The sequence below is a fragment of the Wenyingzhuangia sp. 2_MG-2023 genome (assembly GCF_030548295.1).
Lineage (GTDB): Bacteria > Bacteroidota > Bacteroidia > Flavobacteriales > Flavobacteriaceae > Wenyingzhuangia.
Genome location: NZ_JAUOSB010000002.1, coordinates 207,142 through 232,114 on the forward strand (window position 1 = coordinate 207,142; position 24,973 = coordinate 232,114).

The 24,973-nt window shown below is 33.8% G+C and carries 27 protein-coding genes; 26 read left to right on the forward strand and 1 reads right to left on the reverse strand.

The window, feature by feature from the left end; all coding sequences use genetic code 11:
* Positions 1–124: 124 nt before the first annotated feature.
* From Q4548_RS04285 to Q4548_RS04325, 9 genes are read left to right on the forward strand one after another with little or no spacing between them, the layout of a single operon-like run.
* On the forward strand, positions 125–472 hold the full coding sequence (locus Q4548_RS04285; protein WP_303451911.1) for a hypothetical protein: 348 nt from the start codon (positions 125–127) through the stop codon (positions 470–472).
* The gene (locus Q4548_RS04290; RefSeq protein ID WP_303451913.1) at positions 465–797 is read left to right on the forward strand and encodes a hypothetical protein; all 333 of its coding nucleotides are present in this window, start codon (positions 465–467) and stop codon (positions 795–797) included. The genes Q4548_RS04285 and Q4548_RS04290 overlap by 8 nt, the downstream gene beginning before the upstream one ends.
* The gene (locus tag Q4548_RS04295) at positions 794–1,213 is read left to right on the forward strand and encodes a hypothetical protein (protein WP_303451915.1); all 420 of its coding nucleotides are present in this window, start codon (positions 794–796) and stop codon (positions 1,211–1,213) included. Before Q4548_RS04290 ends, Q4548_RS04295 begins: the two co-directional genes overlap by 4 nt.
* Positions 1,210–1,509 (forward strand): hypothetical protein, encoded by a 300-nt coding sequence (locus tag Q4548_RS04300; protein WP_303451917.1) that lies wholly within the window; start codon positions 1,210–1,212, stop codon positions 1,507–1,509. The genes Q4548_RS04295 and Q4548_RS04300 overlap by 4 nt, the downstream gene beginning before the upstream one ends.
* Positions 1,510–1,524: 15 nt before the next feature.
* A complete protein-coding gene (locus Q4548_RS04305) occupies positions 1,525–1,776 on the forward strand; it encodes a co-chaperone GroES (protein ID WP_303451919.1) in 252 nt (83 codons plus the stop codon).
* Positions 1,776–2,159 carry a hypothetical protein gene (locus Q4548_RS04310; protein ID WP_303451920.1) on the forward strand — a complete coding sequence of 128 codons (384 nt, stop codon included), beginning with the start codon at positions 1,776–1,778 and terminating at the stop codon, positions 2,157–2,159. The genes Q4548_RS04305 and Q4548_RS04310 overlap by 1 nt, the downstream gene beginning before the upstream one ends.
* 47 nt (positions 2,160–2,206) lie before the next feature.
* A complete protein-coding gene (locus Q4548_RS04315; RefSeq protein WP_303451922.1) occupies positions 2,207–2,530 on the forward strand; it encodes a hypothetical protein in 324 nt (107 codons plus the stop codon).
* Positions 2,531–2,535: 5 nt separating this feature from the next.
* Positions 2,536–2,889 (forward strand): DUF2829 domain-containing protein, encoded by a 354-nt coding sequence (locus Q4548_RS04320; RefSeq protein WP_303451924.1) that lies wholly within the window; start codon positions 2,536–2,538, stop codon positions 2,887–2,889.
* A 20-nt stretch (positions 2,890–2,909) separates the two neighbouring features.
* Complete coding sequence (locus Q4548_RS04325) at positions 2,910–3,404, forward strand: MW1434 family type I TA system toxin (protein WP_303451926.1); 495 nt, start codon at positions 2,910–2,912, stop codon at positions 3,402–3,404.
* Here Q4548_RS04325 and Q4548_RS04330 read toward each other — a convergent pair.
* A complete protein-coding gene (locus Q4548_RS04330; protein WP_303451928.1) occupies positions 3,401–3,964 on the reverse strand; it encodes a hypothetical protein in 564 nt (187 codons plus the stop codon). The genes Q4548_RS04325 and Q4548_RS04330 overlap by 4 nt on opposite strands.
* 103 nt (positions 3,965–4,067) lie before the next feature.
* Between Q4548_RS04330 and Q4548_RS04335 the strand changes: the two genes are divergently transcribed.
* From Q4548_RS04335 to Q4548_RS04415, 17 genes are all read left to right on the forward strand, one after another.
* Positions 4,068–4,823 carry a fibronectin type III domain-containing protein gene (locus tag Q4548_RS04335; protein ID WP_303451930.1) on the forward strand — a complete coding sequence of 252 codons (756 nt, stop codon included), beginning with the start codon at positions 4,068–4,070 and terminating at the stop codon, positions 4,821–4,823.
* Complete coding sequence (locus Q4548_RS04340; RefSeq protein WP_303451932.1) at positions 4,823–5,290, forward strand: hypothetical protein; 468 nt, start codon at positions 4,823–4,825, stop codon at positions 5,288–5,290. The genes Q4548_RS04335 and Q4548_RS04340 overlap by 1 nt, the downstream gene beginning before the upstream one ends.
* Before the next feature lie 2 nt (positions 5,291–5,292).
* A complete protein-coding gene (locus Q4548_RS04345; protein WP_303451934.1) occupies positions 5,293–8,508 on the forward strand; it encodes a hypothetical protein in 3,216 nt (1,071 codons plus the stop codon).
* Positions 8,509–8,510: 2 nt separating this feature from the next.
* The gene (locus Q4548_RS04350; protein WP_303451935.1) at positions 8,511–8,759 is read left to right on the forward strand and encodes a hypothetical protein; all 249 of its coding nucleotides are present in this window, start codon (positions 8,511–8,513) and stop codon (positions 8,757–8,759) included.
* A gap of 21 nt (positions 8,760–8,780) precedes the next feature.
* Positions 8,781–10,958: an SGNH/GDSL hydrolase family protein gene (locus tag Q4548_RS04355; RefSeq protein ID WP_303451936.1), complete on the forward strand. Its 2,178-nt coding sequence runs from the start codon at positions 8,781–8,783 to the stop codon at positions 10,956–10,958.
* Between the two features lie 174 nt (positions 10,959–11,132).
* Positions 11,133–11,654, forward strand: a complete 522-nt coding sequence (locus Q4548_RS04360) for a hypothetical protein (protein WP_303451938.1) — start codon at positions 11,133–11,135, stop codon at positions 11,652–11,654.
* Positions 11,655–11,656: 2 nt separating this feature from the next.
* The gene (locus Q4548_RS04365) at positions 11,657–12,253 is read left to right on the forward strand and encodes a glycoside hydrolase family 19 protein (RefSeq protein WP_303451939.1); all 597 of its coding nucleotides are present in this window, start codon (positions 11,657–11,659) and stop codon (positions 12,251–12,253) included.
* Positions 12,254–12,263: 10 nt separating this feature from the next.
* Positions 12,264–12,905 (forward strand): hypothetical protein, encoded by a 642-nt coding sequence (locus Q4548_RS04370; RefSeq protein ID WP_303451941.1) that lies wholly within the window; start codon positions 12,264–12,266, stop codon positions 12,903–12,905.
* Positions 12,902–13,534: a hypothetical protein gene (locus tag Q4548_RS04375; RefSeq protein WP_303451943.1), complete on the forward strand. Its 633-nt coding sequence runs from the start codon at positions 12,902–12,904 to the stop codon at positions 13,532–13,534. The genes Q4548_RS04370 and Q4548_RS04375 overlap by 4 nt, the downstream gene beginning before the upstream one ends.
* 9 nt (positions 13,535–13,543) lie before the next feature.
* Positions 13,544–14,131 carry a hypothetical protein gene (locus tag Q4548_RS04380; protein ID WP_303451945.1) on the forward strand — a complete coding sequence of 196 codons (588 nt, stop codon included), beginning with the start codon at positions 13,544–13,546 and terminating at the stop codon, positions 14,129–14,131.
* Positions 14,128–16,377: a hypothetical protein gene (locus Q4548_RS04385; RefSeq protein WP_303451947.1), complete on the forward strand. Its 2,250-nt coding sequence runs from the start codon at positions 14,128–14,130 to the stop codon at positions 16,375–16,377. The genes Q4548_RS04380 and Q4548_RS04385 overlap by 4 nt, the downstream gene beginning before the upstream one ends.
* Positions 16,374–18,758 carry a hypothetical protein gene (locus Q4548_RS04390; protein ID WP_303451949.1) on the forward strand — a complete coding sequence of 795 codons (2,385 nt, stop codon included), beginning with the start codon at positions 16,374–16,376 and terminating at the stop codon, positions 18,756–18,758. Before Q4548_RS04385 ends, Q4548_RS04390 begins: the two co-directional genes overlap by 4 nt.
* Before the next feature lie 118 nt (positions 18,759–18,876).
* The gene (locus tag Q4548_RS04395) at positions 18,877–19,989 is read left to right on the forward strand and encodes a hypothetical protein (protein WP_303451951.1); all 1,113 of its coding nucleotides are present in this window, start codon (positions 18,877–18,879) and stop codon (positions 19,987–19,989) included.
* Between the two features lie 74 nt (positions 19,990–20,063).
* Entirely contained in the window at positions 20,064–21,428 is a 1,365-nt protein-coding gene (locus Q4548_RS04400; protein WP_303451953.1) for a hypothetical protein, read from the forward strand.
* 55 nt (positions 21,429–21,483) lie between these two features.
* Positions 21,484–22,497 carry a hypothetical protein gene (locus Q4548_RS04405; protein ID WP_303451955.1) on the forward strand — a complete coding sequence of 338 codons (1,014 nt, stop codon included), beginning with the start codon at positions 21,484–21,486 and terminating at the stop codon, positions 22,495–22,497.
* Positions 22,498–22,669: 172 nt separating this feature from the next.
* Positions 22,670–23,311 (forward strand): hypothetical protein, encoded by a 642-nt coding sequence (locus Q4548_RS04410; RefSeq protein WP_303451957.1) that lies wholly within the window; start codon positions 22,670–22,672, stop codon positions 23,309–23,311.
* A 5-nt stretch (positions 23,312–23,316) separates the two neighbouring features.
* On the forward strand, positions 23,317–24,972 hold the full coding sequence (locus Q4548_RS04415) for a hypothetical protein (protein WP_303451959.1): 1,656 nt from the start codon (positions 23,317–23,319) through the stop codon (positions 24,970–24,972).
* Position 24,973: the final 1 nt, after the last annotated feature.

The following is a 24,973-nucleotide window of genomic DNA, read 5'->3' on the forward strand; positions in this document are numbered from 1 at the left end:
GTAGATGGATTTAGAACAGATTGCTGCAATTCAACAGTCATTGAATTGCATGGAGAGAATAGACAATGTACTTGCTGCCTTAGAGATTGCACTAATCAATGGTTAATTTATATAAATACAATTCATGAAAAATCACACTAAAATATATTTAAAAGCTTTTGGCTACGACCTTGAAATGAGTTTTAGCGATCAATTTATTCCATGTGAAATATGTGGAGCAAAAGGGAATGATGTTCACCACATAGTAAATCGTGAAGACAGGATAGAAAACTTAATGTTTCTTACTAGAGACAACCATATAAAATATGGTGAGAAGGTTAAAACAAATGCCATGCTCTTAAAAATTCACAGAAGGGCTTTAAACAAAGCCAACATACCATATGACAATGAATGGTTTGAGAGTTGGATAAAACACTACGAAGCAAAAAGTGAATTAAGAAATCTTCAAAAAACAATCTCACAAAATGAGTAATTCCAACGATCATGACTGGGAGTCGTTCTGTAGACTAGGAGAAGCTATAGGAGACGGACTACACCACGAAGACCCTTGGATAGCTAAAGAGTATAAAAGGCTGCAGAAAATTCTTTTACCAAAAACAGATTTGGAAAAAAATATAGAAAAAAAAATTCGTATCAAAAGAAACGAGAACATAAACATTCAAATTATTGAAAGGCTAAAAAAAGACAAATGTATTTGCGGAAGCAATTTAAAACAAGTTAGATCTGGAAGTAAAACAGTTGTTTGTAAAAACGAAGAGTGTAAAAAAAAATACACTTATAATTCTCGAAAAAAATGATAGCAGGAATTGATCCAGATGTAGATAAGTCGGGTTTAGCAACCATAGAAAGTAAAGAAGTTAAATTAATGAATCTGACTTTTTTTGAACTCTTTGATTTTTTAAAAGAAAACAGGCCATTGCTTGTAGTTATCGAAGGAGGTTGGCTAAACAAAGGGAATTGGCATAAAGATGAAGATGGTACTGCAGCAGTAAACGCAGCCATAGGAAACAATACAGGACGTAACCATGAGACGGGTAGAAAGATTGTAGAAATGTTAATCTACTTAGAGATTCCTCATAAAGTTACCAAGCCCACAACAAGTAAAGTAAATGCAAGACTTTTTAAAATGATCACAGGAATAAAAATCCGAACAAATCAAGAACAAAGGGATGCTTACATGTTAATACATAATATAAAAATTAAGAAGAAATGAAAGTCCTAGAAGCAAACGAAGCTAAAGCAAAAAACAAAAGAATTCTAATTCAGTTAGCAGAAAGAGAAGACGGTATAAAAGTCTTTTTAGTAGAAACTAAAACGCTAATAGATTTTAAAAGCAGACATATTTTAAACACCAAAACCTGCTACAGCATAGAAACCTTTGCTATTCTATCTAATTTATTTGAGAGCTTTTTAAACGCTCCTATTATAAAAAACAAACACTTATTAAAAGAGCTTGATGAGCTATACAAACAAGACAAAATAAGTGTGGCCACCACTATGAAACAATAATTAATCAATACGAATATGCAATTACTAAGAAATCTAATATTGGTAAAGCCAATAAAAGAAGAGAACAAAACAGCAAGCGGTTTAATTATTCCAGAAGGTAAAGCCGAAAAACAAAACGTTGGAGAAGTTTTATTAACAGGCCCTAAAGCCGAAATTGTAAAAGTTGGTGATAAAGTAAAACATCATCCGCACACAGGTATAAGTCAAGTTTACGAAGGAGAAGAGTGTCTCTTTTTAAAGGAAGATGATATCATAGCAGTACTGTAATGAACAATCCATACATACATATAAAAAGAAGAAAAGTTCCGTTGTATGGTGGGTATTTAGCTATCGTTCTCACCAACGACTTACATCTTTTAAAAACCAAAGTAGACCCAAATTTCAGCAGAGACTATGTTTACGCACATGCAATACATTTAAACTACAAAAGCAGAGAGACTTTTTGCATTGTGTTAAACATAGATTCTGACCAGAAAAATATAAGTCCAGGAGTAGTGTCACATGAAGCCTTACATATCACAAGCTTCATTGCCGACACAAGAGGATTTGTAGCAGATTTTAATAATGATGAACCATTAGCGTATCTGCAGGGATGGGTAACAGACCAAGTTCATAAATTTATTAAAGAGAAAGGAAAAAAATTAAAATAATGCCTAAAAACAACTGTAAATCAAACTGCAATAATTGCAACAAAAATATGGAAGCAAACAACAAAGTTTTAAAAAAAGGAAAAATACCATTAAACCTATTCAGCAAGCTAAATAATGCTATCCAACAGTATGTTAGAATATTTGAGGAAAAACACGATTTAGGTTTTCATTTTTGGATTGGTGATCAAATTGGAGGTACAGCCGATTTTAACGGAGCCTATTCAGTATGTTTTAAAGACATAAGACTGGACCTTGAAAACGATATACCTAAAAAATATTTTAACGAATGGTATGATATGATTGGTATAGCCACAGATGGAGATATCGAAATCACATATTATTCTTTTTTGAAAAATAAAAATTTAATCTAAAGACCATGGCAGAAAGAAAAAAATTATACAGCTATAGCGAAGCGTTAAAAGCTGTAAAGCAAGGAAAAATGATACAAAGAAAAGGATGGAACGGAAAAGGTTTATTTGTGTTTATGCAAGTGCCTTCTGTTATAGATGTTGTAAAAACCGTTCCTAAAATGCAATCCCTTCCAGAAAGTGTTAAGCAAGAATTTTTGAAAAGAGAAGCTAAACACAAAGAGCAAAATATTTTCAGCAAAACCAACACTACTCTACAGTATGTGAACCAAATGGCTATTGTAGATAAAAAAAATAAAATTCAAGGTTGGTCCCCAAGTGTTGCAGATACACTAGAAGAAGACTGGTACATTATTGATTAATCTTAAAATCCAAATATATTATGGAAAATTACATAGGTGTTAAAAACATCAAGGCTAGTCCAATGACAAGGGGTGAATACAACAGGTACAGAGGTTGGGACTTACCTAAAGATGAAGATGGTTCTGAAAAAGGATATCTAGTTGAATATTTAGACTCGAAAAAAATCGTACACCCAAACCACAAAGGTTATATATCTTGGAGTCCAAAAGATGTTTTTGATAAAGCCTACAGAAAAACAAAAGGATTAACTTTTGGGTTAGTGTTAGAAGCTATTAAGTTAGGTAAAAAAGCTTATAGATCTGAATGGATCGGAAAGGTTAATTTCATATGGTTTTTACCTAGCCCCACGGAAAGAAAAAAATGGGTTGGAAGTTCTAAAATAATTGATTCTTTTGAGGGAGAAAAAGAAAATAGCATAGGGTCTATTAGAATAACTATTGACAAAAAGAACTCTACCACATGGGTTCCTACAGAAGAAGATGTTTTAGCAGAAGATTGGACGGTCTTAGATTAACCCCTAAATAAATGTTTTTTATGATCTGGAACTGGTAATTTATTTAACTTTTTTATCAGTTCCATTTTTTTTCTATCAAAATCCACCTTCTTACTATCATCCTCAAAAGGGTTTTCTTCTGGAGATTCTGGAATTCTCTTTTCCCCGGAAAGACATTCGTAAAAATCTATTACAATGTTCTGCCCTTTTTTATTCAAACAATACACTCGCTTCATAACATCTTTATCATCCATTACGAGGTTAATATACCCAGATTCTTTTATGCTATTCCATTTTTTATAGGTAAAAGTTCTAGGTGTGTCAAAGAAATCTACCATAGTAAATAGATTCAATCCCATTAATCTCAACATCAACTCCAAAAATTCATAAGGAACATTGTGTTTTTTTTGGATATAAGTACGTATTGTAAAAAGATTTTCCAAGAAATCATACCCTTTATAAACCTCCTTAAATTGTTTCTTAGAATACTTCGGAATTTCATTCACACACACAAGTTGAGCGTTTTTATCAGAGATCACCTTCTTCACTCTTTTTGAAGCATTACAGTTTAATTCACTCATTCTGAATTGATATTTATTATTAGTCAATTGATATTTATTACACAAAAATACACAGTTTAATAAATAATTTCTATAAATTTGTAATATTCAATAAGTTTTTATTATGTACCTACCAGAATTGAAAATAAAGCAGATACTAGACGATAGTGATATCGTTTTAGCTATAGACAAAGATGGGATTCTTTGCGGATATCCTATTTCCTTATTTCAAGGAGGTATTCCACAAGACACTGAAAACCCAAGCACACCTCTGAACTTCACTACAAGCGTATCTAACAATACACAAGTGACTGCTTCGTGGGATGAAGCTACAGACAATATTGAAGTTAGCTCTTACGTATTAGAGTACACGCTAACGTCAGACTCTACATGGGCAAACAAGCAAGTTGTTTCTACACAGAATACAAGCTCTGTCTTAAACATAAACACGAGTGGTAATTATAAATTTAGAGTCAAGTCAATTGACTCATCTGATAACTCTAGCAGCTACTCTACAGAATCCACAGAATCAATAAATGTTCCACTTCCCGCTTCATACACTATGTATTATGGCCAAAGTGCAACAGTTCCAGATGCAGCAGCCGTTCAATTAGGATTTAGCAGCTCCATAACAGGAAACACTAATGTAAACGCACCATTTGATACTGAGGTTGTCCACTGGTTTGCAATACCAAATGAGTTGTCGATTGTCTCTGCGTACAATAGCGTTATCACAGCAGACGTACTATACACTAGCGAAAGTGACAACGACTACACAAAAAGCACAATAACTATAGGAGGAGAGACTTACAGCTTATACGCTTTCACTTCTATACTTCCATTAGGTCAAGATGTAATTATTAACGTAACAACAGTCTAATGTCAAATTATATAGGGATAACAAAACAATTAAGAGTAATTACTAAAGCTGTAGTAAGTGCTGACTATGACAGAGGGCCATATGAATCTATTGCTGCTGCTAACACAGCCATACCTTCTGCTCTTAGAGCTATAGGGAAAGACGTGATAATCATTGAAGATGGTGAAGCTTATATGGCTATGTGGAAGACTGGTATACTAGATGAAAATCTAATACCAATAGTTACTTCCGTATCGGCTTCTGGAGTTTTACATATCATGGATGATGAAGTAGTGGATCATGAAGATTATTTTTCTACGACCTACGGAGGACAAGATGTAGGCACCAAGGTAGTAGATACTGTCCATAAATCCATCTACGAAAAGGTAGGTGTAAGTTTATGGATAAAGACTTTTGGAGTGGCAGTAGGTACAGATATAGACCCAGAAGCTGTTATAGAAGGTATTAACGTAGTAAACTTTAAGTAATTATGTCAAGAATACCTATAAAATACGAAATACTAAAAGTAAATTTAGCTAAGAAAGTTGCTGCTCCTTTTATGATTTCTGTTAAATACAGAAAAGAAGATTCGGTGGAATGGACTGTAGCTAATCCTTTAGTTGAATGTAATGAAGTAGGTTACCTTCAAACCAAAGTAGTTCTTACTGACTTAGAAGAAGCTACAGAGTATAGAGTTAGATTGACCACTCTTAGCAATAACGTAGAGTATGATGATGTATTTAAAACTAACAGTAATATTACCGTAGGGGAAAGCCCTTATTATTTAAAAAAACTTTTTAAAGAGCAACATTTTACTTGGTACATAACCGGAGTAGATAATGAAGTAGAGCCTAGCGGTGAAAGAGCAGGGTTTTATTACCGTATGCTAGATAAGTTTAGAGAATACCGTGAATGGTGGGGTAGCATGGATTCAAGTGGTAAATCCTGGACAAGCAGAACATCTACAAATAACACCGATGTTGTATCTAAATGTTTCTTATGCGATAGCTTATATCTATGGTTAAATCAAACACATGAAAATGAAGAAGCTAGAATAGATTCAAGATTATTGTTTACAACACAACCAAACGCTTCAAGTGGAGATACAGATCCTTATGAGGGGGTGTATTTTGCAATGAACTTCTTTGTTGACACCGTACATACTAGTGTAGTTTTGTTCCATATATTTGGAAATACAGGAACAAAACAATTCAAAATCACATACAGTAGCGGATCTATTACTGTAGCCGATGGATTAGACACCACTACCCTATCTACCAATTTCCCTGTAGAAAATTGGTACACCATGAGGTTGCATTTAAACTCTAGTGATTTAGATATTTTTATATACGAAGCAGGAGATTTAAAACATCATGAAAAAATAGCTTACGATATTAAAAGTTGGGCAGCTCCCGTTTCTGATACTTCTGTGAAATTCCCTATATACATAGGAGATAAACAAGGAGGGACAACAGGACTTGCTATACAGAGAGTATTTATGGGTGTTGACTTACCTTTAGATGTTTACAATGTTTCAAACGCTACAGAAGTAAGACTTAAACACGGTGCTGATGGAAGGTCTGAAAATGTACTTAATGCTTATGCAAACTTTAGCAAAATAGCAAAGTTCTACGACTTTCAACCAACGTTCATATTTAATAAAACTACAAGTAGCAATCCTTCAGATAAGATACTAGGTATCGGAGCAAAAGTACTACTAGGCCAAGGAAGTTCCGTTGGAACCGAGACTTTTGACACAAACAAAGCTCCTGTAATGGCAGTAACCATAACCTATGACACTACCACTACAGCAACCTTAGCAGAGTTAGAGGATTATTATGAAATGACAGTTCACGCATATTTTTATGTAGGACCAACAAGCACAAACTACACAGCATATAGAACTGTTACAAATAAAATATACAACTCTAGTCTTGGAAATACTGACAGACAATGGTTTGCTTTTGAAAATGCAGACAACTGGTCCGTAAGATTAGAAGTTAGTATAGACTTAATAAAAGGAACGACAAAAGTTCCTGTAGGTGTAGACATAACTAGTATCACTTTAGACCAACTAAACTCTAGTTATGAATTGCAAACCACAGTAACAAAAACAGTTGATCAAATTCTTAGATTAGGATCTGGACAACCATTACTTGTAAGAGACAACATAGATGGAGCACTCGTAAGTGAACTACTAAGTGACTCACATTTATTAAGCATACCTACACTAGCCACCGGAACACTAACCGATGAAGAGTATTTCGCAGATAGTAAATGGCTAGGTTTCGTAAGGTCAGATTCTATGAATATGATCATAGATCCATTAATACCTAGTGGAAATTATTCTATGAGCATAGGCTCTACTGGATCTGATGATATAGATGGATTCAGACTTGGAGGAATACCTATTGAAGTTATATCTTCTAACGAATGGCTACAAGACGAAGCTTTTTTAATAGACTTTGAGAATGCCGTAGATTTTGAAGCCGAAAAAGATAAATTTTTTGAATTATTTGATACAAATCATACACAATGGGGAGGTTATAACGGAGGATGTAGCGGAGAATTAATCTACTTTAATGAGACAGATAAATCTATTGTACTAGAAAATCACGGTGATAATTATCCTCAAGACGGTGAGATTATAGGTGTTGCAAAGCCACCTAAAAATTACGAATTCAAAGGTTACGGACAACCTTCTTTTTATGAAGGAGCTGACGACCCTAATTATTTAAGCCCTTTCAGAACTAGAGTAGGCTCAATTCTTATCACAAAAAAATACTGTGAATATGGAAAAATGACCGTAAGAATGAAGCTTCCCGTAGGAATATACGGGGTGTGCCCTGCTCTATGGTTTTTTCATTACATGGAATTATACCCAACAGACCCTAGATGGGACACTTGGATAGCTAAAGGAGGACAACCATACGGAGGAGCCGACCCTTATATGGTTATAAACAACGAAATAGATATGGAGTTGCCGTCACAAGTGACTATGGGGGCTTTTGCTACATGGACCGAACAATCAACAGCATACTTTGATTTAGATGCTTTAGATAACCAATATCACATAGGTATAACAGACGACCCAACAACAGAAAACAATGGTACTTTCTTACTAAAAGATACCGATAATGCAAGAGCGAATCCTAATGCTAGAGAGTCCTGGACCAGAGTATCTAAATACGTACAAGGAAGAGAGCAGCCAACATACGACAACTGTAAGTTCAACAACTGGGTAGGAGAAAAATCTAGTGGTAACGGTTGGGCTTATAACGAGAACGACTATGATGGAGAGGAGTACATTGCAAAACTAACCAAGCTGTCATACAAATACAACGATAATAAATACCATGACTGGGGGTTAGCCTGGTACCCAGACAGAACAGAATTGTGGGTAGATGGAGAACTGATAAGAACAACAACCGTGTTCGTCCCTTTTAATATAATGAAATATACTTTAGGAGGTTGGTTCCCAAGCTATAACCTAGCTAAGATACAGGAATGGATAGAATTAGAATACAGAAACCTATACGAAGAAGGAACTGGATCGTGGGCAGGGACTACAGCTAAATGGGAAGTTTGCAATTTCCAAATAAACAGAATTTTATGGGAGCCTTTTACAACTGTAGATAAATCGAATTTAGAATACAACGCAGAAGGATATCCGGAAGCAGGGATTAGAGAACTCAAAAAACAATAATTATGTCATTTAAAGTCTATACAGAAAACAACTATTTATATATAGTTAAGCCCGATAAATCAATGATAAGCGGATTCTCAAACACGTTTGAATTCTTAGAAGATTCTGAAAACAACAACCAATACACCGTAGAGAAAGATGGTGTGCCTGTCTCTATCGGAAGAGGGGATTTAACAGCAGAAAACATCACAAATAAAGAAGGTGATCCATACACAGAAACTAGTTTTAGAGATTTTGTCACTAGTCTTTAATCAACTCAAAAAACAATAATTATGTCATTTAAAGTCTATACAGAAAACAACTATTTATATATAGTTAAGCAGGGAGGGGAAATTGTTAGTGGACGTTCAAAATATTTTGAATTCTTAGAAGATTCTGAAAACTCAAACAAATACAAAGTAAAGAAAAAAGGAGTTGAAATTCATTTTGGAAGAGGATTGTTTGATGCTGCTGTAGCAACAAATAAAGAAGGAGTCCCATACACTCACGAAACGTTTAAAGACTTCATCACTAATATTAAAAACAATACCTCTGATGGTTCTACAATAGACCCTAGCACGACAGATTTAGATGAGTTTAAAAATGAAAGTGTAGATCCTTTTGCAAAACAAAGTGACTTAGAGGGAGTTACTATTGACCCAACTCAAACTGATTTATCTGAGTTTAATAATGAGGCTCTAGACCCTTTTGCAAAGAAGTCAGAAGTAGATGCTATTAATGCTACTAATAATTACAAGCAGTTCTCTGATAAAGATTCTGCTATTGCTTTCTATGATGCTCTTGATGCTCAAGGTAAACTAGACTGGGAAAATAGTGTTGTAAGTATAGCGGGGTTAGGTGATTGGGTGTACAAAGCAGGAGAGACCGATAATATGACTATAAAAGTAGGGGAAGAGGAGATTGTCCCTCTTACTATACTAGGTTACGTTAATAGTAGTGGAGGTATAGCATTAGGGTCGGCATATGGAGGAGCTAGGATATCTGAATTTAGACCTGTTGAAAAAGGTAACGTTATAGTTATAAAGGATGCCATAAAAGGTAGTTCTGCTAAATTCTGTACTTTATACTCAGAAGAAGATGACGCGTCTTATGTAATAACTATGAATGAGGGTGGAGTTGTACCTAGTGATGGGTATGTAGTCTTTTGTGCTGATATATTTGAGGATGATAGCTTTATAATACAGAAACAAGCATCTACTACAGTAGTTGATACTATTAATGGGGAAGCTACTTTTACCCCAACTAACTTAGGTTACATTGAAACTGATGGTACTCTACTTGAGGCAAATGTAGGTCATTACTATTCTGATTTTATTAGAGTAGATTCTAAGTTTTATGTTAGTATTACAGAAGCAAGCAAAGGGGGAGCTGCCTTATTTTGTGCCTTTTATACAGAGAAAGATGATACTACTTTTGTGAAATCTTTAGTACATGAAGATCAGATACCAAGTGAAGGGTACGTAGTTTTTTGTGGACAAACATACACAGATAGTAGCTTTAAGTTGTACGCTACAAAAGACAACTGGAATAAAGAAACATTAAGCATAAAAGAAGGAGTAGTAAAAGCTACCGAAGAAAAAACTAATGATGCTATACCTAACTATAGACTAGATAACGCAGTAGCGGATATTTATGTACCATCTTGGGAAGGTAAGGTAGAGATGCGAGAAACAGATGTTTTACCTTCAGTACTTACACAAGGTAAATCCTACCTATATGATAATGGAGGGTCTTTAGAATTGAGAGTCGTAGTAAGTCCTTTGACTATAGCCACATTTTCTGTAGGCTCTATATTAACTCCTTATACTATAACACCATTTACAGGGTCATGGTATGCTTCTGGTGATAGTATTACATATGGAGTAGGTGCTACAACTAAGTTTATTGATAGAGTTGTTACAAAGTTAAATGCAGATGGCCACAATATTACTGTTACAAATGGTGGTAGATCAGGTAGTGATGCAGATGGTGTTTACTTAAATCTAATAAGTAACCCAAAAACAAGCCATGATATAGCTTCTTTAATGATAGGTATGAATGATATAGCACATTGGTTTTCAGATCATGGGGCTACTGCTACTAACAGAAGAGATGAGGAGTTTAGAGAATGGTATAGAGTTAATTTAAATAAATTAATAGACTTAATAATAACTCAGACAAGTTGTTCTAAGTTCTTTTTAATAGTACCTACCCCACAAGTTATAAGTTTTGATGGCTCTACTTATCTACCAACAGAGGATAGATACCATGCAAATGGATTAATGCAGATTGTTATACAAGAATGTGTTAGAGCTTGGGTAATAAGAAAAGGGGATATTCACTTATGTAGAGGAGATTATTATTTAAAAGATGCAACTACAGCTCTCATTTCTGATGGAATACACCCTAATGATAGCGGTGCAGAAAAGTTAGCAATAGGGGTTCATGCAGAGATGACAACTAGAATATAATTAATTATGACAGAAATATTCAACTCTATAAAGAGTATAACTAACATATATGCTTTATCGGCTTTTACAATAGCTGCTATAGCATTTATACTAGTAAAGTATAAAGACGTAGTTACAGATGCTATTTCAGCATACCGTAAAAAAGGGAACATAGATGATTTAAAGATTCACACTATGTTTTTAGTAGCTAATGCCGTTAAAGTCAAGGTAACAAAAATACAATTCATAACTCACGGAAATCCAGATATTGTTAAAAGTGCTATGCTCCATAAATTAATAGCACTTAAAGTAGACACTGTTACTGCTAAGTTTCATGAGTTCCTAGATAGAGACGATATCAGCAAATTATCTTCTCTTAGATTAAAGTATGAGTTTATACAGTGTTTAGACTGTATAAAGCTGATTTACATGGAGGAAGCCTATACTTTTTACGTGTCAAGAGGTATATCTTCGGAGGATGCTAAAGTTATATTAGATAGTTATGATGCCTTCAGAACTGTAATTACGGAAGGCTTTATAGAGAGTGTAGAAAGTATAACCACCAACAACACCTACTCCACCAATTACGATAAACTTAGTGCCATTTTTGACGTATACGCTTTGAGTTTATATGTAATACCTAGGGATGCTATGTTGAGCTTTGATGATGTAAACGGTAGGCTTATTAAGTACAAAGACAAAATAGACAATTTTTAATTATGAAGCCAAGCATACTAAATTTAAAATACGCTGATTTATTAATTGAAGCAGGAATAAAAACACCATTAAGAATGTGTCATTTATTCACGCAATTAGAACACGAGAGTGGTTTAAAGCCTTGCGAAGAAAGTTTTAATTATTCACTAGAACGATTACTACAAGTTTTTATTTATGACTTTGACAGTAACAAAAATAGACAGATAGACAAAAACGAAAGAAACAAGGCTATCTCTTTAATAGGAAACCCAGAAGCCATTGCAAACTTTGTGTACGCTAACCAAGGAGGTAATGGTGACGAAGCAAGTGGTGATGGTTGGAAGTTTAGAGGTCGTGGTTTTATTCAAATCACCTTGAGGGATAACTATCAACAATTAACGAACGACACAGGAATTGACTTCATGACCAACCCAGACCTATTGCTTGAAGAAAAATATTCTATGATTGCTGCATTATGGTTCTGGACGAAAAGAGGACTAAACGCATTGGCAGACATTGACGACATCAACGGTATTACCAAGAAAATAAACGGAGGTTACAACGGCCTTAAAGACAGAAAATCTATTCTAAAAGAATATAAAGAAATGTGGATTCTATAAAACAATTACGATGAAAAAAATAGCAATTATCCTATTATTAATGATTTTCACTTTTGGGTGCAAATCAACAGAAGAGATCCAAGATAAGTCAGTAGAAAAACTTTTGATTGCTCAAAAAGACTCTATCTCTAAAGTAAACAAAGAGTTAAATAGTTTGGTTGAAAAATACAGAGACAGTGTTTCTGTATACAAAAACCATACAGAAACTACAGAAACTACAATCACAAAAGCTACAAATCTTGAAACAGATATTTCCAATATATGTGATAGCCTTGGAAATTTAAACAGTATAAATCAAACTTTAGGATCTGAAAACCACGAGCTTATTATTCGCAATATAAATGGTAAACTCAACATCCAATCAAAACAGAATCAAGACTTAGTTTCTACTATAAAAACAATAAAGAGCGAGTATGAAAGATTAGAAAGTAAATATTCTGAACTTGAATCAAAACACAGTCAAGAAACAGAGACTCTTGAAAAATCAATTCTCGAAAAAGACCTTCAGATAAAGAAACTAAAGTCTACAGAAACGACAAACTATACCTGGTCCAAATGGACTTATACTTTTTTAATATCTGCCATTGCCTTATTACTCATCTTAATTTCTCCAATAAAAAATTACATACCAACATTAATTAAAATTATATGAAATCATTACATCATTTTATTATTGAAGTCCAAAACCCATATAACGAAACATTCAAGACAGAAGGAGGTCTGGAATTACATGGGAACGTAGATTTTAACGCAGATAGAATGGGAAATCGAATAGCTAAAGTCGCTTTAATTCCAGAAATGTTTCCCTCAGAAATTAAACCAGGTTACGAGGTCCTTATAGACAACTCAAACTTTAGAAGACAGATTTACCGAGGTGTAAAACAAGAGTACCAAAACTGTATTAGCGAAGAAAAAAAGCTTTACTACATAGACCCCGACTTGATAATTTGTTATCGTGAAAACGAAACAGAAAATTGGATAGGCTATGGACAAAACGCAATTGCGGAACCTATTATTGAAAAGATAGAAAACAAGAGTCCTATTCACCAAATAGATAAAACCTCTTTTAAAGGAAAAATAAAATTGGTGCACATTAACGATACGCTTAAAAGACTAGGACTTAACGTTGGTGATACTGCTATAATGAATACCATAGGTGGTATTAAAATATGGTTTGGAGGAAAAGAATTATGGTGGGTATATAATAGTCAGATTTTAGCAAAAATTAAGAATAAAGAAATAGTAGATCCAACAACAGGATTAAAATATGTTTCAGCATAAATAAAAAGTATGAGTTTTTACAAAGAAAATATTCCTGTTTACATAGGCCACTTAAAAAGCATGGTCGATAAAAACATGGAGATTGTTGTGAAAGAAGTTGAAGGTGATGTTAGCGAGGATAAATACTACAATGTTTTAAAAGGACGTAGAACTGCAGCAGAACAATGTGTTTGGGGAATGAAAAAAGTAGATGCCCTGTACAAAGAAATAGATGGTTTGGCAGAAGATGAAGTAAGTGGGTATTACAAAGAAAAACTACCGGACTTAATTCAAAGTTTAAAATCCATGTTCACCTTAAATCTACAAGTAATTGATATTGATTTAGATCCGTTTGAAGATGATACCAATTTAATAAAACAAGTAGAAGGACAATTAGAAGAAATGTTTGGTAAAAAAACCGTAGCAGCTCTTTTAAGGAATTCTGGAAAATCTATTACAGAAGATAAGCTTCACAATGTAATTAGGTCCAGAAAAACTGCAGCAGAAGATTGTGAGTGGGTAATGACAACCATTGATTTACTTAATTCTGATTTAAACAGCAATAATAAAACAGATAAGAAAGTAAGTTGGGCTAAAAAAATGGCAGAAAAACAATGATATTCTATTTAGGACATAAGGTAGAAGATAAAATAGACGTTGTTACTCGTGTAAACGGTAACAAAGCTAAGTCATGGGAATATGGTTACAACGAAGAATATGATGTAATTATTATTTCTAAGGACGGAACTTTGGGCGATATATTTTATGTTAATGGAATTCATATTGGATTACCTCATGTACCAACAGATAGAAAAAAAATCATCAACTGGGATAAAACGGAAAAAAACCAAAAATGGAAAAGAAAAGAACCGCCTAAAGGACTTAATTCTAAAACCCAATATAATGAAGAATACAACGATTATATTGAAGAAGAAATAGAAAGAAGAAAGAACGGTGTGTATGTGTATATAAAAGGTAAGCCTGTTTATTTTACAGGACTTGCTTATTACTTCTATCAATGGAATTTAATAAACATTGGAGCACCAACTTTTAGAATTATTCAAAACGAGTTAATGATTTATTGGGAAGCTTGTAAAGCAGACTATAGATGTTACGGAATTTGTTATGTAAAAAACAGACGTTTTGGATGGAGTACAATTTGTAATGCAGAACTATTGTATTCTGGAACCATGCACAACGAAAAAGAATTAGGTATTATATCTAAAGAAGGTTCAGATGCTTCTAAGCTGTTTGGAAGGTTAGTAAGGACCTTTAAAAAATTACCTTGTTTTTTTAGACCTATTTATGATGGTAACAAAACTCCTAAAAAGGAAATATTTTTTGCAGAACCCAACGGTAAAAGAAAAACAGATGAAGAAAATTCAGACTACGAAGATGAAGCTTTAGATACTGTAATTAGATGGCACACCACAACATTAAACTCAATGGATGGGGATGCAATATTTAGATCTGCTTTAGATGAAGTAGGAAAATTCCCGAAAGACTGTAGGTTTAACGCTTATTGGAACGTTGTGAAAACTTCTCATACCGTAGGAGAAGATATTACAGGAAAAGCAATGGTAGGTTCTACGGTTAACCATTTAGACCAAGGAGGTAGAGAATTTAAAGAGGTTTACGATACATCAAACCCAAACGTTAGAAACGAAAATGACGAAACTATAAGCGGATTGTACAGCTTATTTATTCCTGCGGAATATGGTATTCAAGGATATTATGATGTTTATGGATTCTGTATTACAGAAGACCCTAAAGAACCTGTTAAAAACGATCAAGGTAAAATCAAAATAAACGGTTCAATTACCTTTTTAGAAAATAAGTTTAGAGGATTAAAAGAAACTCCAGATATATTAAACGAAGAATTAAGAAAATTCCCAAGAAAAGAAGCTCATGCTTTTAGAGCAAGTTCAGAAGAATGTGAATTTAACATCAATAAACTTATTGAACAACAAGAACACAATGATGTTGAACTAGAAGAAAAATCAAGTGGAGGAATAATTATTGGTAACAACGATATTGAAAGAGGAAATTTTATATGGAAAGATGGAATTCAAGATACAGAAGTAATTTGGACTCCAGATCCAGAAGGTAGATTTTGGTTAAGAAAAGATTGTCACCCTCCGTTAGAATTTAGAAACAAAAAGGAGAAGATATTTAAAAACGGAATATTAGCATGGGGACCAATGGCGGAAGACGTAGGTTGTTTTGGAGTTGACCCTTATAACCGTGATAAAAGTGCCGATGGTAGAGGATCAAAAGGAGCTATTCATTTATCCACTAAAACCAATACTTCTACCCTACCCAACGAAGCTTTTATTTTAGAATATTTAGACAGAGCTAGTAAGGTGACTATATTTTTTGAAGAAGTAATTATGGCTATGGTATATTTTTCTATGCCAATGCTATCAGAACTTTCAAACGAAGCCTTTTTACAATATGTAGCAGATAGAGGATATAGACATTTTTCTTTAAACAATCCTTTTAAAAATTACAGTGAGTTAAACCCAACAGAAAAGAAACTAGGTGGAGCACCACCACAAAATGATAAAATAGCCGATCAACAATTTTATGCAATTGAATCCTATATAGTAGATCATGTAGGTGTTTCTATGGATAACAGAATTAGACCTAAAGGATATATGGGGAATATGCCATTCACCAGAACTTTAGAACAATGGAAAGATGTTGATTTAAAAAACAGGACCAAATACGATGCCTACATTTCTAGTAGTTTATCAAGACTAGGAAACCAAAGAAGACAAAAAAAGAAAGAAACTGAAAAGCCTAAACCATTCAATCCTTTTCCCAGATACGATAATTCTGGATCAAAATCTATAGCAATATGAAAAAACATACACCAGACCCATTAGCACCATGGTCAGAAAAAAAAGAAGATAGTTACGGTTTGTCATTTGCTAAAATGATAGGTCAAGATTGGTTTAATGGTTCTCTTGTTTCAGACAAATGCGAGTACGCTGACCGTAGAGACTACATCAATAAAAAAAGAAAATTTGTAAGAGGAGAACAATCTATTGAGAAATTTAAGAAAAGTTTGTCTGGAGATCTTTCACTATACAATCAAGACTTTAGAGTCGTGAACTTTGGCGAAAAATTCTGTAGAATTGTGTCGAACGGGATCAATGATGAAAACTACATGTTAGATATCCGTGCCAATGACCGTCTTAGTCTAAAAATGAAACAAGACCGATATGACAATCATTTAAAAAATATGAGGACATTACCTTTGCGAAAAAAAGCAGAGGAAGTTTTCAATATACCTGGACTAGTACCCGATGAGTTTATTCCTCAAGATGAGGAAGAGTTGAAGATTTACAGCGAAATAAATGAACGTCCTAAAATAGAAATTGCAGAAGAAATAGTTATAGACTACATCAAGAAAAGCAACAATTGGGATAACACAGAAGATTCAAAAAATAAAGATTTAACTGACATTGGAATTTGCGCAGCCAGAGTGTATACCGACAAAAAAGAAGGTATAAAATTAGAATATATTGATCCGGAATATCTTGTTCATGGCCCTGTAGTTTCTAATGATTTTTCTAAATGCAACTATTATGGATATTTAGACCCAATTAGCATTGGAGATATTTATAGAGAAGGTGGTCTTGATGAAATAGCTATGAGAAAAATAGCAAAAACATACTCCGCACAAAACCAAGGTTATGGCGATCTTGATTTTGAAAAATGTAAAATAAGTGAAATAATGTCTATGCGTATAGACGTGTTAAGATTTTCCTTCAAAACATTTAAAAAAGAAACCTTTAAAAAGAATTTCCGTAAAGGAAAAACAGTTAAAGTTTCTAAAAGAGAAGAAGACTACAACGCACCAAAAAGAAAAGACTACGAAGCGTTATTTGATGTTCGAGACACTTGGATGGAAGGAAGTTATATTATAGGCTCTGATTACATTTACGGATATCAAGAATGCGAAAACATAGTTAGAGACGAGTTAAATAAAGCTCTACCTCCTTTTATTGTTAGAGCTACAGATATTTACAAAAACAAGCTTCACTCCTTTTTAGACAATATTGAAACTATTGCAGATGGATTAAATGAAACCGTATACAAAATACGTCACCTTAGATCACAATTAAGACCAGATTTAATAGCTATTGATATAGATGCCTTAGCAGATTTATCCTCTGCAGAAGGAGCAAAAAAAGAAGACAACTGGAAGATAGCTATAGATATTATTGATGTAAAAGGTGTATCTATTGGTAAAAACATAGATATGGGTGAAGCCGGTATGAAAAATGCTGCTGCTGCAAGACCTGTTGCTAGTCAACAAGGAAGTGCCCTAACCGTCCTGTTTAACTTATTTGCTGCAGACCTAAATCTTATTAGAGAAACAACAGGTATCAATCCTGCTCGTGACGGATCTTTACCGTCCGATGCTTTATTAGGAGTCAATCAAATGGCTCAATTAGCAAGTAACACCGTTACTAAACATATAGTTGTAGCTGCTACTGATTTTAATAAAAGAATAGCAGAAACAATTTCTTCAAGAGTTCATTCTATATTTAGAAACCCAAATGCAAAATCGTTAAAAGACATATATACACGAGCCGTTGGTAAACAAAATGTTGAAGCTTTAGAAGCTATGAAAAATAGACACTTGCATGATTTTGGATTTTCAATTGAAATGTTGCCTGCTCAGAAAGAAATACAAGACTTCATTGGAGACTTAACTATAGCACTCCAGGAAGGAAGTATAGATGTAGAAATAAAAGCAGAAGCTCAAAGGGTAGCTAGAGTAAACATGAAACTTGCTCACCAATACCTGTTCTATATGCGTAAGAAAAGAATTCAAGAAAAACAACAGCAAGAACAACAGATGCTTATGGCGAAAAGTCAAAGCGATATACAATCTAATACGGCTGCAACTCAAAACAAATTAAAATCATACCAACAGCAAAAACAGATTGATTTAATATATAATAAACAACTAGCTGAAATTGAAGTAACCAAAGAACAAATGATGCAGCAAGTGAGACAACCTGTAGCAGACAAAGAGTTTGAGCAAGAGGTTTATTTAGAAAAACTAAAAAATGCAAGCGTATTGAACATGAGGGCTTTTCAAGAGAAGGCAAAAGATGATAGGCTAGACAAGCAATCTACTCAACAAAGCCAACTGATAGATCAAAGAAAGCACTCTTATAAGCAACCCGTTGATTTTGAGTTTAAAGACGTAAACCCAATGATATAAAATAAGCAAAACACCATAAATTGATGTTTAATATCAATTTATGATGTTTTTTATTAATTATAGATATTATTTACTAAATTTGCTTTAACTATAATTTTTAACTATAAAACAATTAGTGATGTCAAAAATAGGATACGCTTCATTAGACGACTTAATAGACGGTAAGGTTCCAGATGCTGAGATTCAAGAGGATAATATTCCAGACCCTAATATTGATGCAGAAGAAAGTGAGGACGTTGACGATGAAAAAGACAAGATAGTAAGCCCTAATACAGACCCAGTAATCATTGACAAAGAAGTTGATGAGGATTCTGTAAAAGCTTTTTTTAAAAACAAATACGGAAAAGAAATTGATTCTTTTGACAACTTGTTTAAAGAGCCCGAAAAAATTATTGAAGAGAAAATTGTAAATCCTTACGAAGATATTCAAGATGATTATCTAAATAAGCTTTTAGAATTTAGAAAAGATACAGGTCTTGGTAGAGCTGAGTTTGATTTTGTTCAACAAGATGTTTCTACATTAAACCCTTTAGACCTTGCAAGACAGCAAGTAAAAGAAGAAACTGGAAAAAAGAACTTGTCTAACGAAGATATTGATGCTTATTTAGAAGACTCACTAGGAATAGATTTGTCAGAAAAAGAGTTGTCACCAACAAACTCTATCACTCTTAATAAGTATGTCAAACCACAAATTGACAAAATATTATCACAGCAAGAAAAATACAAAGCTACTGAAAGGCAAGCTCAACCAAATCAACAACAAGAAGATATTGTTACGTTGTCGGATGGACAAAAAATGCCTAGAGAAAAATATAATCAGTTAGTTCGTGAAGAGTATACGAAAAACGTAACAGAAGCAGTGAACAGTGTTACTGCTAATGAGTTTAGCGTTACTATTGACGACAATGGTGAAGAAAAAACTTTGAATTACTCGTATGAATTTTCTAAAGAAGACAAGCATGGTATGTTGTCGAACGTCTTAGATCTTGATGCTTTTGTAAATCAAAAATTCAAAACCGAAAAAGGATTTGACCACAAAGGTCTTTCTGAAACATTATGGAGAGGTGACAAGCAAAATTTTGATAAAGTTTTAGCTGCTGTTGCAAAACAAGTAAGAGCTGAAGCTATTGAAGAAATGATAGCTAATGGTAACAATGAGAATTTTACTAGTAAAAACCTACATGATGATAAACCTGCGAAGAAAGAAGGTTATGTAGATCCGTATGCTTAGGCATCTGTTAAATTGGGAAAGTTAACAATAAACAATAAGGGAGTGTAATATTTTAAACACTAAAAAAACATATTATGCCTTTAAAAAATAACACTGCATTAGGAAATGATGCAATAACATCACCTGGAGGTCAGTTAGCAACACCTGGTAACTTTATAGACCCGTATACATACGCTCAACAATACGAGCCAGACAAACACAAAAAAGCATACCTAAAAAGAGGTAGTGGGAGTTTAATGAAATTCTGTTCTTATTTTGGACAAGAATCTTCTTTTGCTTCGGATCAAGTTTTGCACGCTGAATTAGGAGAATTACATGAAAACTTTGAGAATGTAACTGTGGTAGGTAGCACGTTTACATTTACAGAAGCTCACAACCTTAGACCAGGTGAAATTATCATTATTTCTGATGGTACTATTGAAAAACACGCAACAGTAGACTCTATTACGTCACCAACTGTTATCGAAGCCTTAAATAACGAAGGTGGTGCTTTTGGTTTTACCGGTACAGTTTCTTTATTCCCTTACTCTAACTCTTTTGCTAAAGGAACGGGTGGATTTACTATTGGTAAGCAATGGAAGTCTGAAACAATCTACAATTATCCTCAAATTATTAAAGAATACTATTCTATTAATGAGAGTGATATGGCTCACTTACAATGGTTTGAAACACCTCAATTTAAAGGTGGTGAAGCATGGTACAACATGGAAATGCAAAGAACCCTTGATTTGTATGAGAATGAAATTGAAATGACTCACTTGTTAGGTAGAAGACTATCTGCTGACTCTGCTGCTGCAATTGATGGAAAGCCAAGAGGAATGAAAGGTTACGTTCAACAAGTTGAAGAAAGAGGTAATATTGGTAATGAATATGTAAAAACAAAAGCTGATTTACAAGCTATTGCTTTTAGATTAAAACAACAAGGTGGTGTTACCGTTGCTACTGTTTGGGGAGATCACCAACAAGGAATTTACTTTAGCGATATTGCTGCTGATGCCAACGGTGCTTATGCTACTGGTCAAAATTATGGACTTTTTGACAACGATAAAGAAATGGCTATTAATTTAGATTTCACTTCTATTAAAGTTGCCGGTGTAACATTCCATTTTGCTCCGTTAAATATTTTAGATAACCCTAAGTTATTAGGAACTTCTAAATTTAAAGATTCTTCTATCGCTTGTATTATTATGCCTGCAGGTCAAAAGAAAATCATGTCTGGTGGTGAAACTTTTGACGCTTCTTATTTCAACCTTAAATACAGAAGATTAAAAGGTATCAACAGATACAAAAAAACAAAGATTTTTGGTGGAGATATAGGTACTCCTATTGACGAAGACGAAATGAGAGTAACTTATACAACCGAGCAAACAAGCCAGTTGGTTGGAGCTAATGAACATTTTGTTATTAGAAAAGGAACAGGAATCTACACAGGTTCTTAAATATAAATCATTACCCAGTCTATAGTTTATAGACTGGGTTTTTAATACAAATATTATGAGTGGAGAGCAGTTTAAAATATACAAACTAAAAATCAAAAGCAATGGATATTACCAATTGCCTTTGTCAGAAGTATACGTTACTAGGGAAATAGTAGATAAAGTAACAAAAGAAACTAAAAATTTAGGACATAGAAAAATAGTCTATGTCAAAGGAGCCCCTTCTATTTGGGAAGAAGATATATCTGGTAATTTATCACCAAAACAAGTTTGGTTTGAAAAAGGACTTTTATACGTACCGATAAACGACCTTAACCTAATTAAGATTATGGAATTACACCCATGGTTAAATGTTAAGTATGAGTTGGTTGATGAAGAAAAAGAATTCAATGAGAAATTAGAATCATTACGATTCAAAACCAAAATAGGCTCTATTGTTGAAGAGTCTGATGAAGAAAAACAAAAAGCCATATCTATTGCTCTTTTTGGTGTTATGGCCTTAGCTTGGGGACCTGCTAAATGCGAATACGAATTAAGATTATTTGCAGAAAACAACCCATTAAAGCTACAAGAAACATTAAACGGAAAAGACTACCAAACCAAGTATTTAGCTGCTTTGGCTTTTGCTAAAAATATTGTTACAGACAGTATGGGTAAAGATGCTGTTATTTGGAACGACTCAAGCAGAGGTGTTATTGTAAAAGTTGCAAAAGGTCAAAATGGAATCAACACTTTAGCAGACTTTTTATCTGAAAGAACAGATGAGTCATTATTGGTTCTACAAACATTAACAGATAAAGTCAAAAAGGCAGAAATCAATTTAAAGGAAAAGGACACTTCTAAAGATGAAGTTTTAGCTGAAAAAGATAAAGAAATAGCTTTGCTAAGAGAACAATTAGCTGCTAAAAACACTCCTGCAGAAGATGGAAACGTTGATACTGTAGACAACGAAGAACAAAAGCTGTTAGAACTTAGAGCTAAGTTCGAGGATGTTGTAGGTCCTGTGCCAAATAACATGAAAAACAATATCGAATGGTTGACTGACAAAATAAATGCTAAAGAAGCAGAATAATATACTTCCGATTCTTTTGGATATTTGAACCTTCCCAGTTCATGCCCTCCTTTTAATTAAGGAGGGTTTTTGTTTTTGTAGCCAGTATTAATATTTATTATTAACCAACTAGCAAATACTTAATACTTTTTATTTATTATCTTTGTTATATTAATAATTTTTATCTATAGTCATGGCAGCATTAACAACAGCAGCTATTGTAGCAGGAGGAGCTTCTTTAGCCGGTTCAGCATATCAAATAGTACAAGGAGAGCAACAAAAAAAGGAAGCCAAAAATGCTTTAAACAACATAGAGGTTCCAGATTTTGAGAACCCTTTTGAAAATATGCCTATAAGTACTAAAGGTTCTGATTTAATGATAGAACAAGGGCAAGCAACCACGGCTAATTTAATAGATGCAGCAAGACAAGGAGGGGCAAGATCTGTGGCTGCCAACGTTCCTCGTATTTTTTCTTTAAACAATGCCGTAAATCAACAAGCAGCCAAATATTTAGACGATCAAATAACAAAACGTAATTACTCTATAGCTAATTATGAAACTGAAAAAAATAGAGTTGAGGAAAATAGGTATCAAAATGAATTAGCAGGCTACGGAGCATTGTACAATTCTGGCCAACAAACAATGATGAACGGTGTACAAGGAGCTATTACAAGTGTTGGATCTTTAGCAAGATCTATTCCTGGAGCTTCACCAACAACCGGAGAAACAGGATTTACAGGGAGCTTTACAAACCAAGCAGGAAATACTTCATTTGACAATACCTCTTTAGGAATGCCTAGCCTTAACTACACAGACTCCTATTTAAAAAACTAATAGTCATGAACAAAGGAACAGGAGCATTTTATAAAGGATTACAGCCTACCCAAAGTCTGAGCCAGACTGTTTTAGCCAATGAGAATCAAAACTTCAAGTACAGGCAAGAACAACGTCTGACAGAAGCTAATGAGCAGGCTATAAAAGACAAAGAGTATCAAAAGAAAAGACAAGAGGGTAAAGACTATGAGACAGGTCTTGATAAATTAAATATTTCCAAAACTGGATCCGAAAGCCATGATGAAGCCACTTTAAAAATACTTCAAGGTCCTGGAGGAGTTTTTGACCAGTTCAACGAGGTTACTTCTGCCTTAAAAAACGAACCTAACAACTATAAATTAATAGCTAGAAAGAAACAGCTTTTTAACGCAGTTGATACAATTAAAAAAACTCAGAACTCATTTATAGAGCTACAAAGCAGATTAAAATCAGACCCTAACATAAGCCCCACCCTCAACAAAAGCCTACTTGATAATATTGATAAAATATCCAACAACTACAAATACGAGTACAAGCTAGATGATAATGGTAATGTTATTGTAGAAAATCTAGGAGATTATGACGGTGATGGTCTTCCAGATAAATTCACCTTAAACGATATTGCAGGAGGGACTATTCTAAGCGGATTGAAAACGAAGTTCAACGCTCAACAATGGCTTGAAAAAACCTTTAAAAACTACGGTTCTATATCAAAAACTACCGATAGTCAAGGAGGAGTAAGAGAGGTTGTAAAAGGTTTTGACTCTGGAAAAACAGTATCATTATACCAAGATATAAATAGTCTTTTTGGAACCAATTGGGAAAACGCAACAGACGAAGCAAAATCTTTTATAGGAGATACTATGAATATAGATATATCCACAATGGACGATGAAAAATTCAATAAGATAAAAGATCAATTCGCTCAAAAAGTAATAGACAAATATCCGAAGACCGATGACCGAACCATTAACTATAGCGTAGCCAATAGCGATAAAGACAGAGCATTAAGAGAAAGAGAGATTGCTTTAAAAGAAAAAGAAAACGAACAGAACGCAGATACTCTTAGGAAAACGGCAGATGGTATTGTAGCAGGAATTCCAGAGTATGTTTCATCTTTAAATATTACTGACAAGAGCCAGATAAGACGAGCCGAGTACAAAAACGGAATTCTTGAGGTAACTGATATAAAAATAGATCCTAAAGGAAATGAGTCAACTCCAACAACAACAAGAATAGATACCTCAGATCCTAAATCAGCTTCTATTCAAGTAGCCAGATTGTTAAGACCTAAAGACAAGGCCGATTTAGTCATTGAAGAATACAACAAAGGAAAAGAGCCGGATTTCTCTAAAAAGAAAAATCAAGTTAAGCAACAGCAAATTAAAAAGATCACAGAAAAAGTTGATAGTTGGTCTAAAACAGGAAAATCACAAAACATAATCAAAGACATAGAAAGCATAGGTTTAAAAGGTTTTGAAGACAAAAGCTCTGGAAGATTTAGTTTAAGCAACAAGATAAAAACTCCTACTGGGGAAGTATATAACGTAAATACAGAAGAAGGTATGAGGTCTTTGAAAGAATACATTAAAAAAGACAATATAGAGGAACCAAAAGAGGAAACTCCAAAACCAGAACCAAAAGAAGATAAGCCAAAAGCTTTTGATCCTACAAAATTTTAAA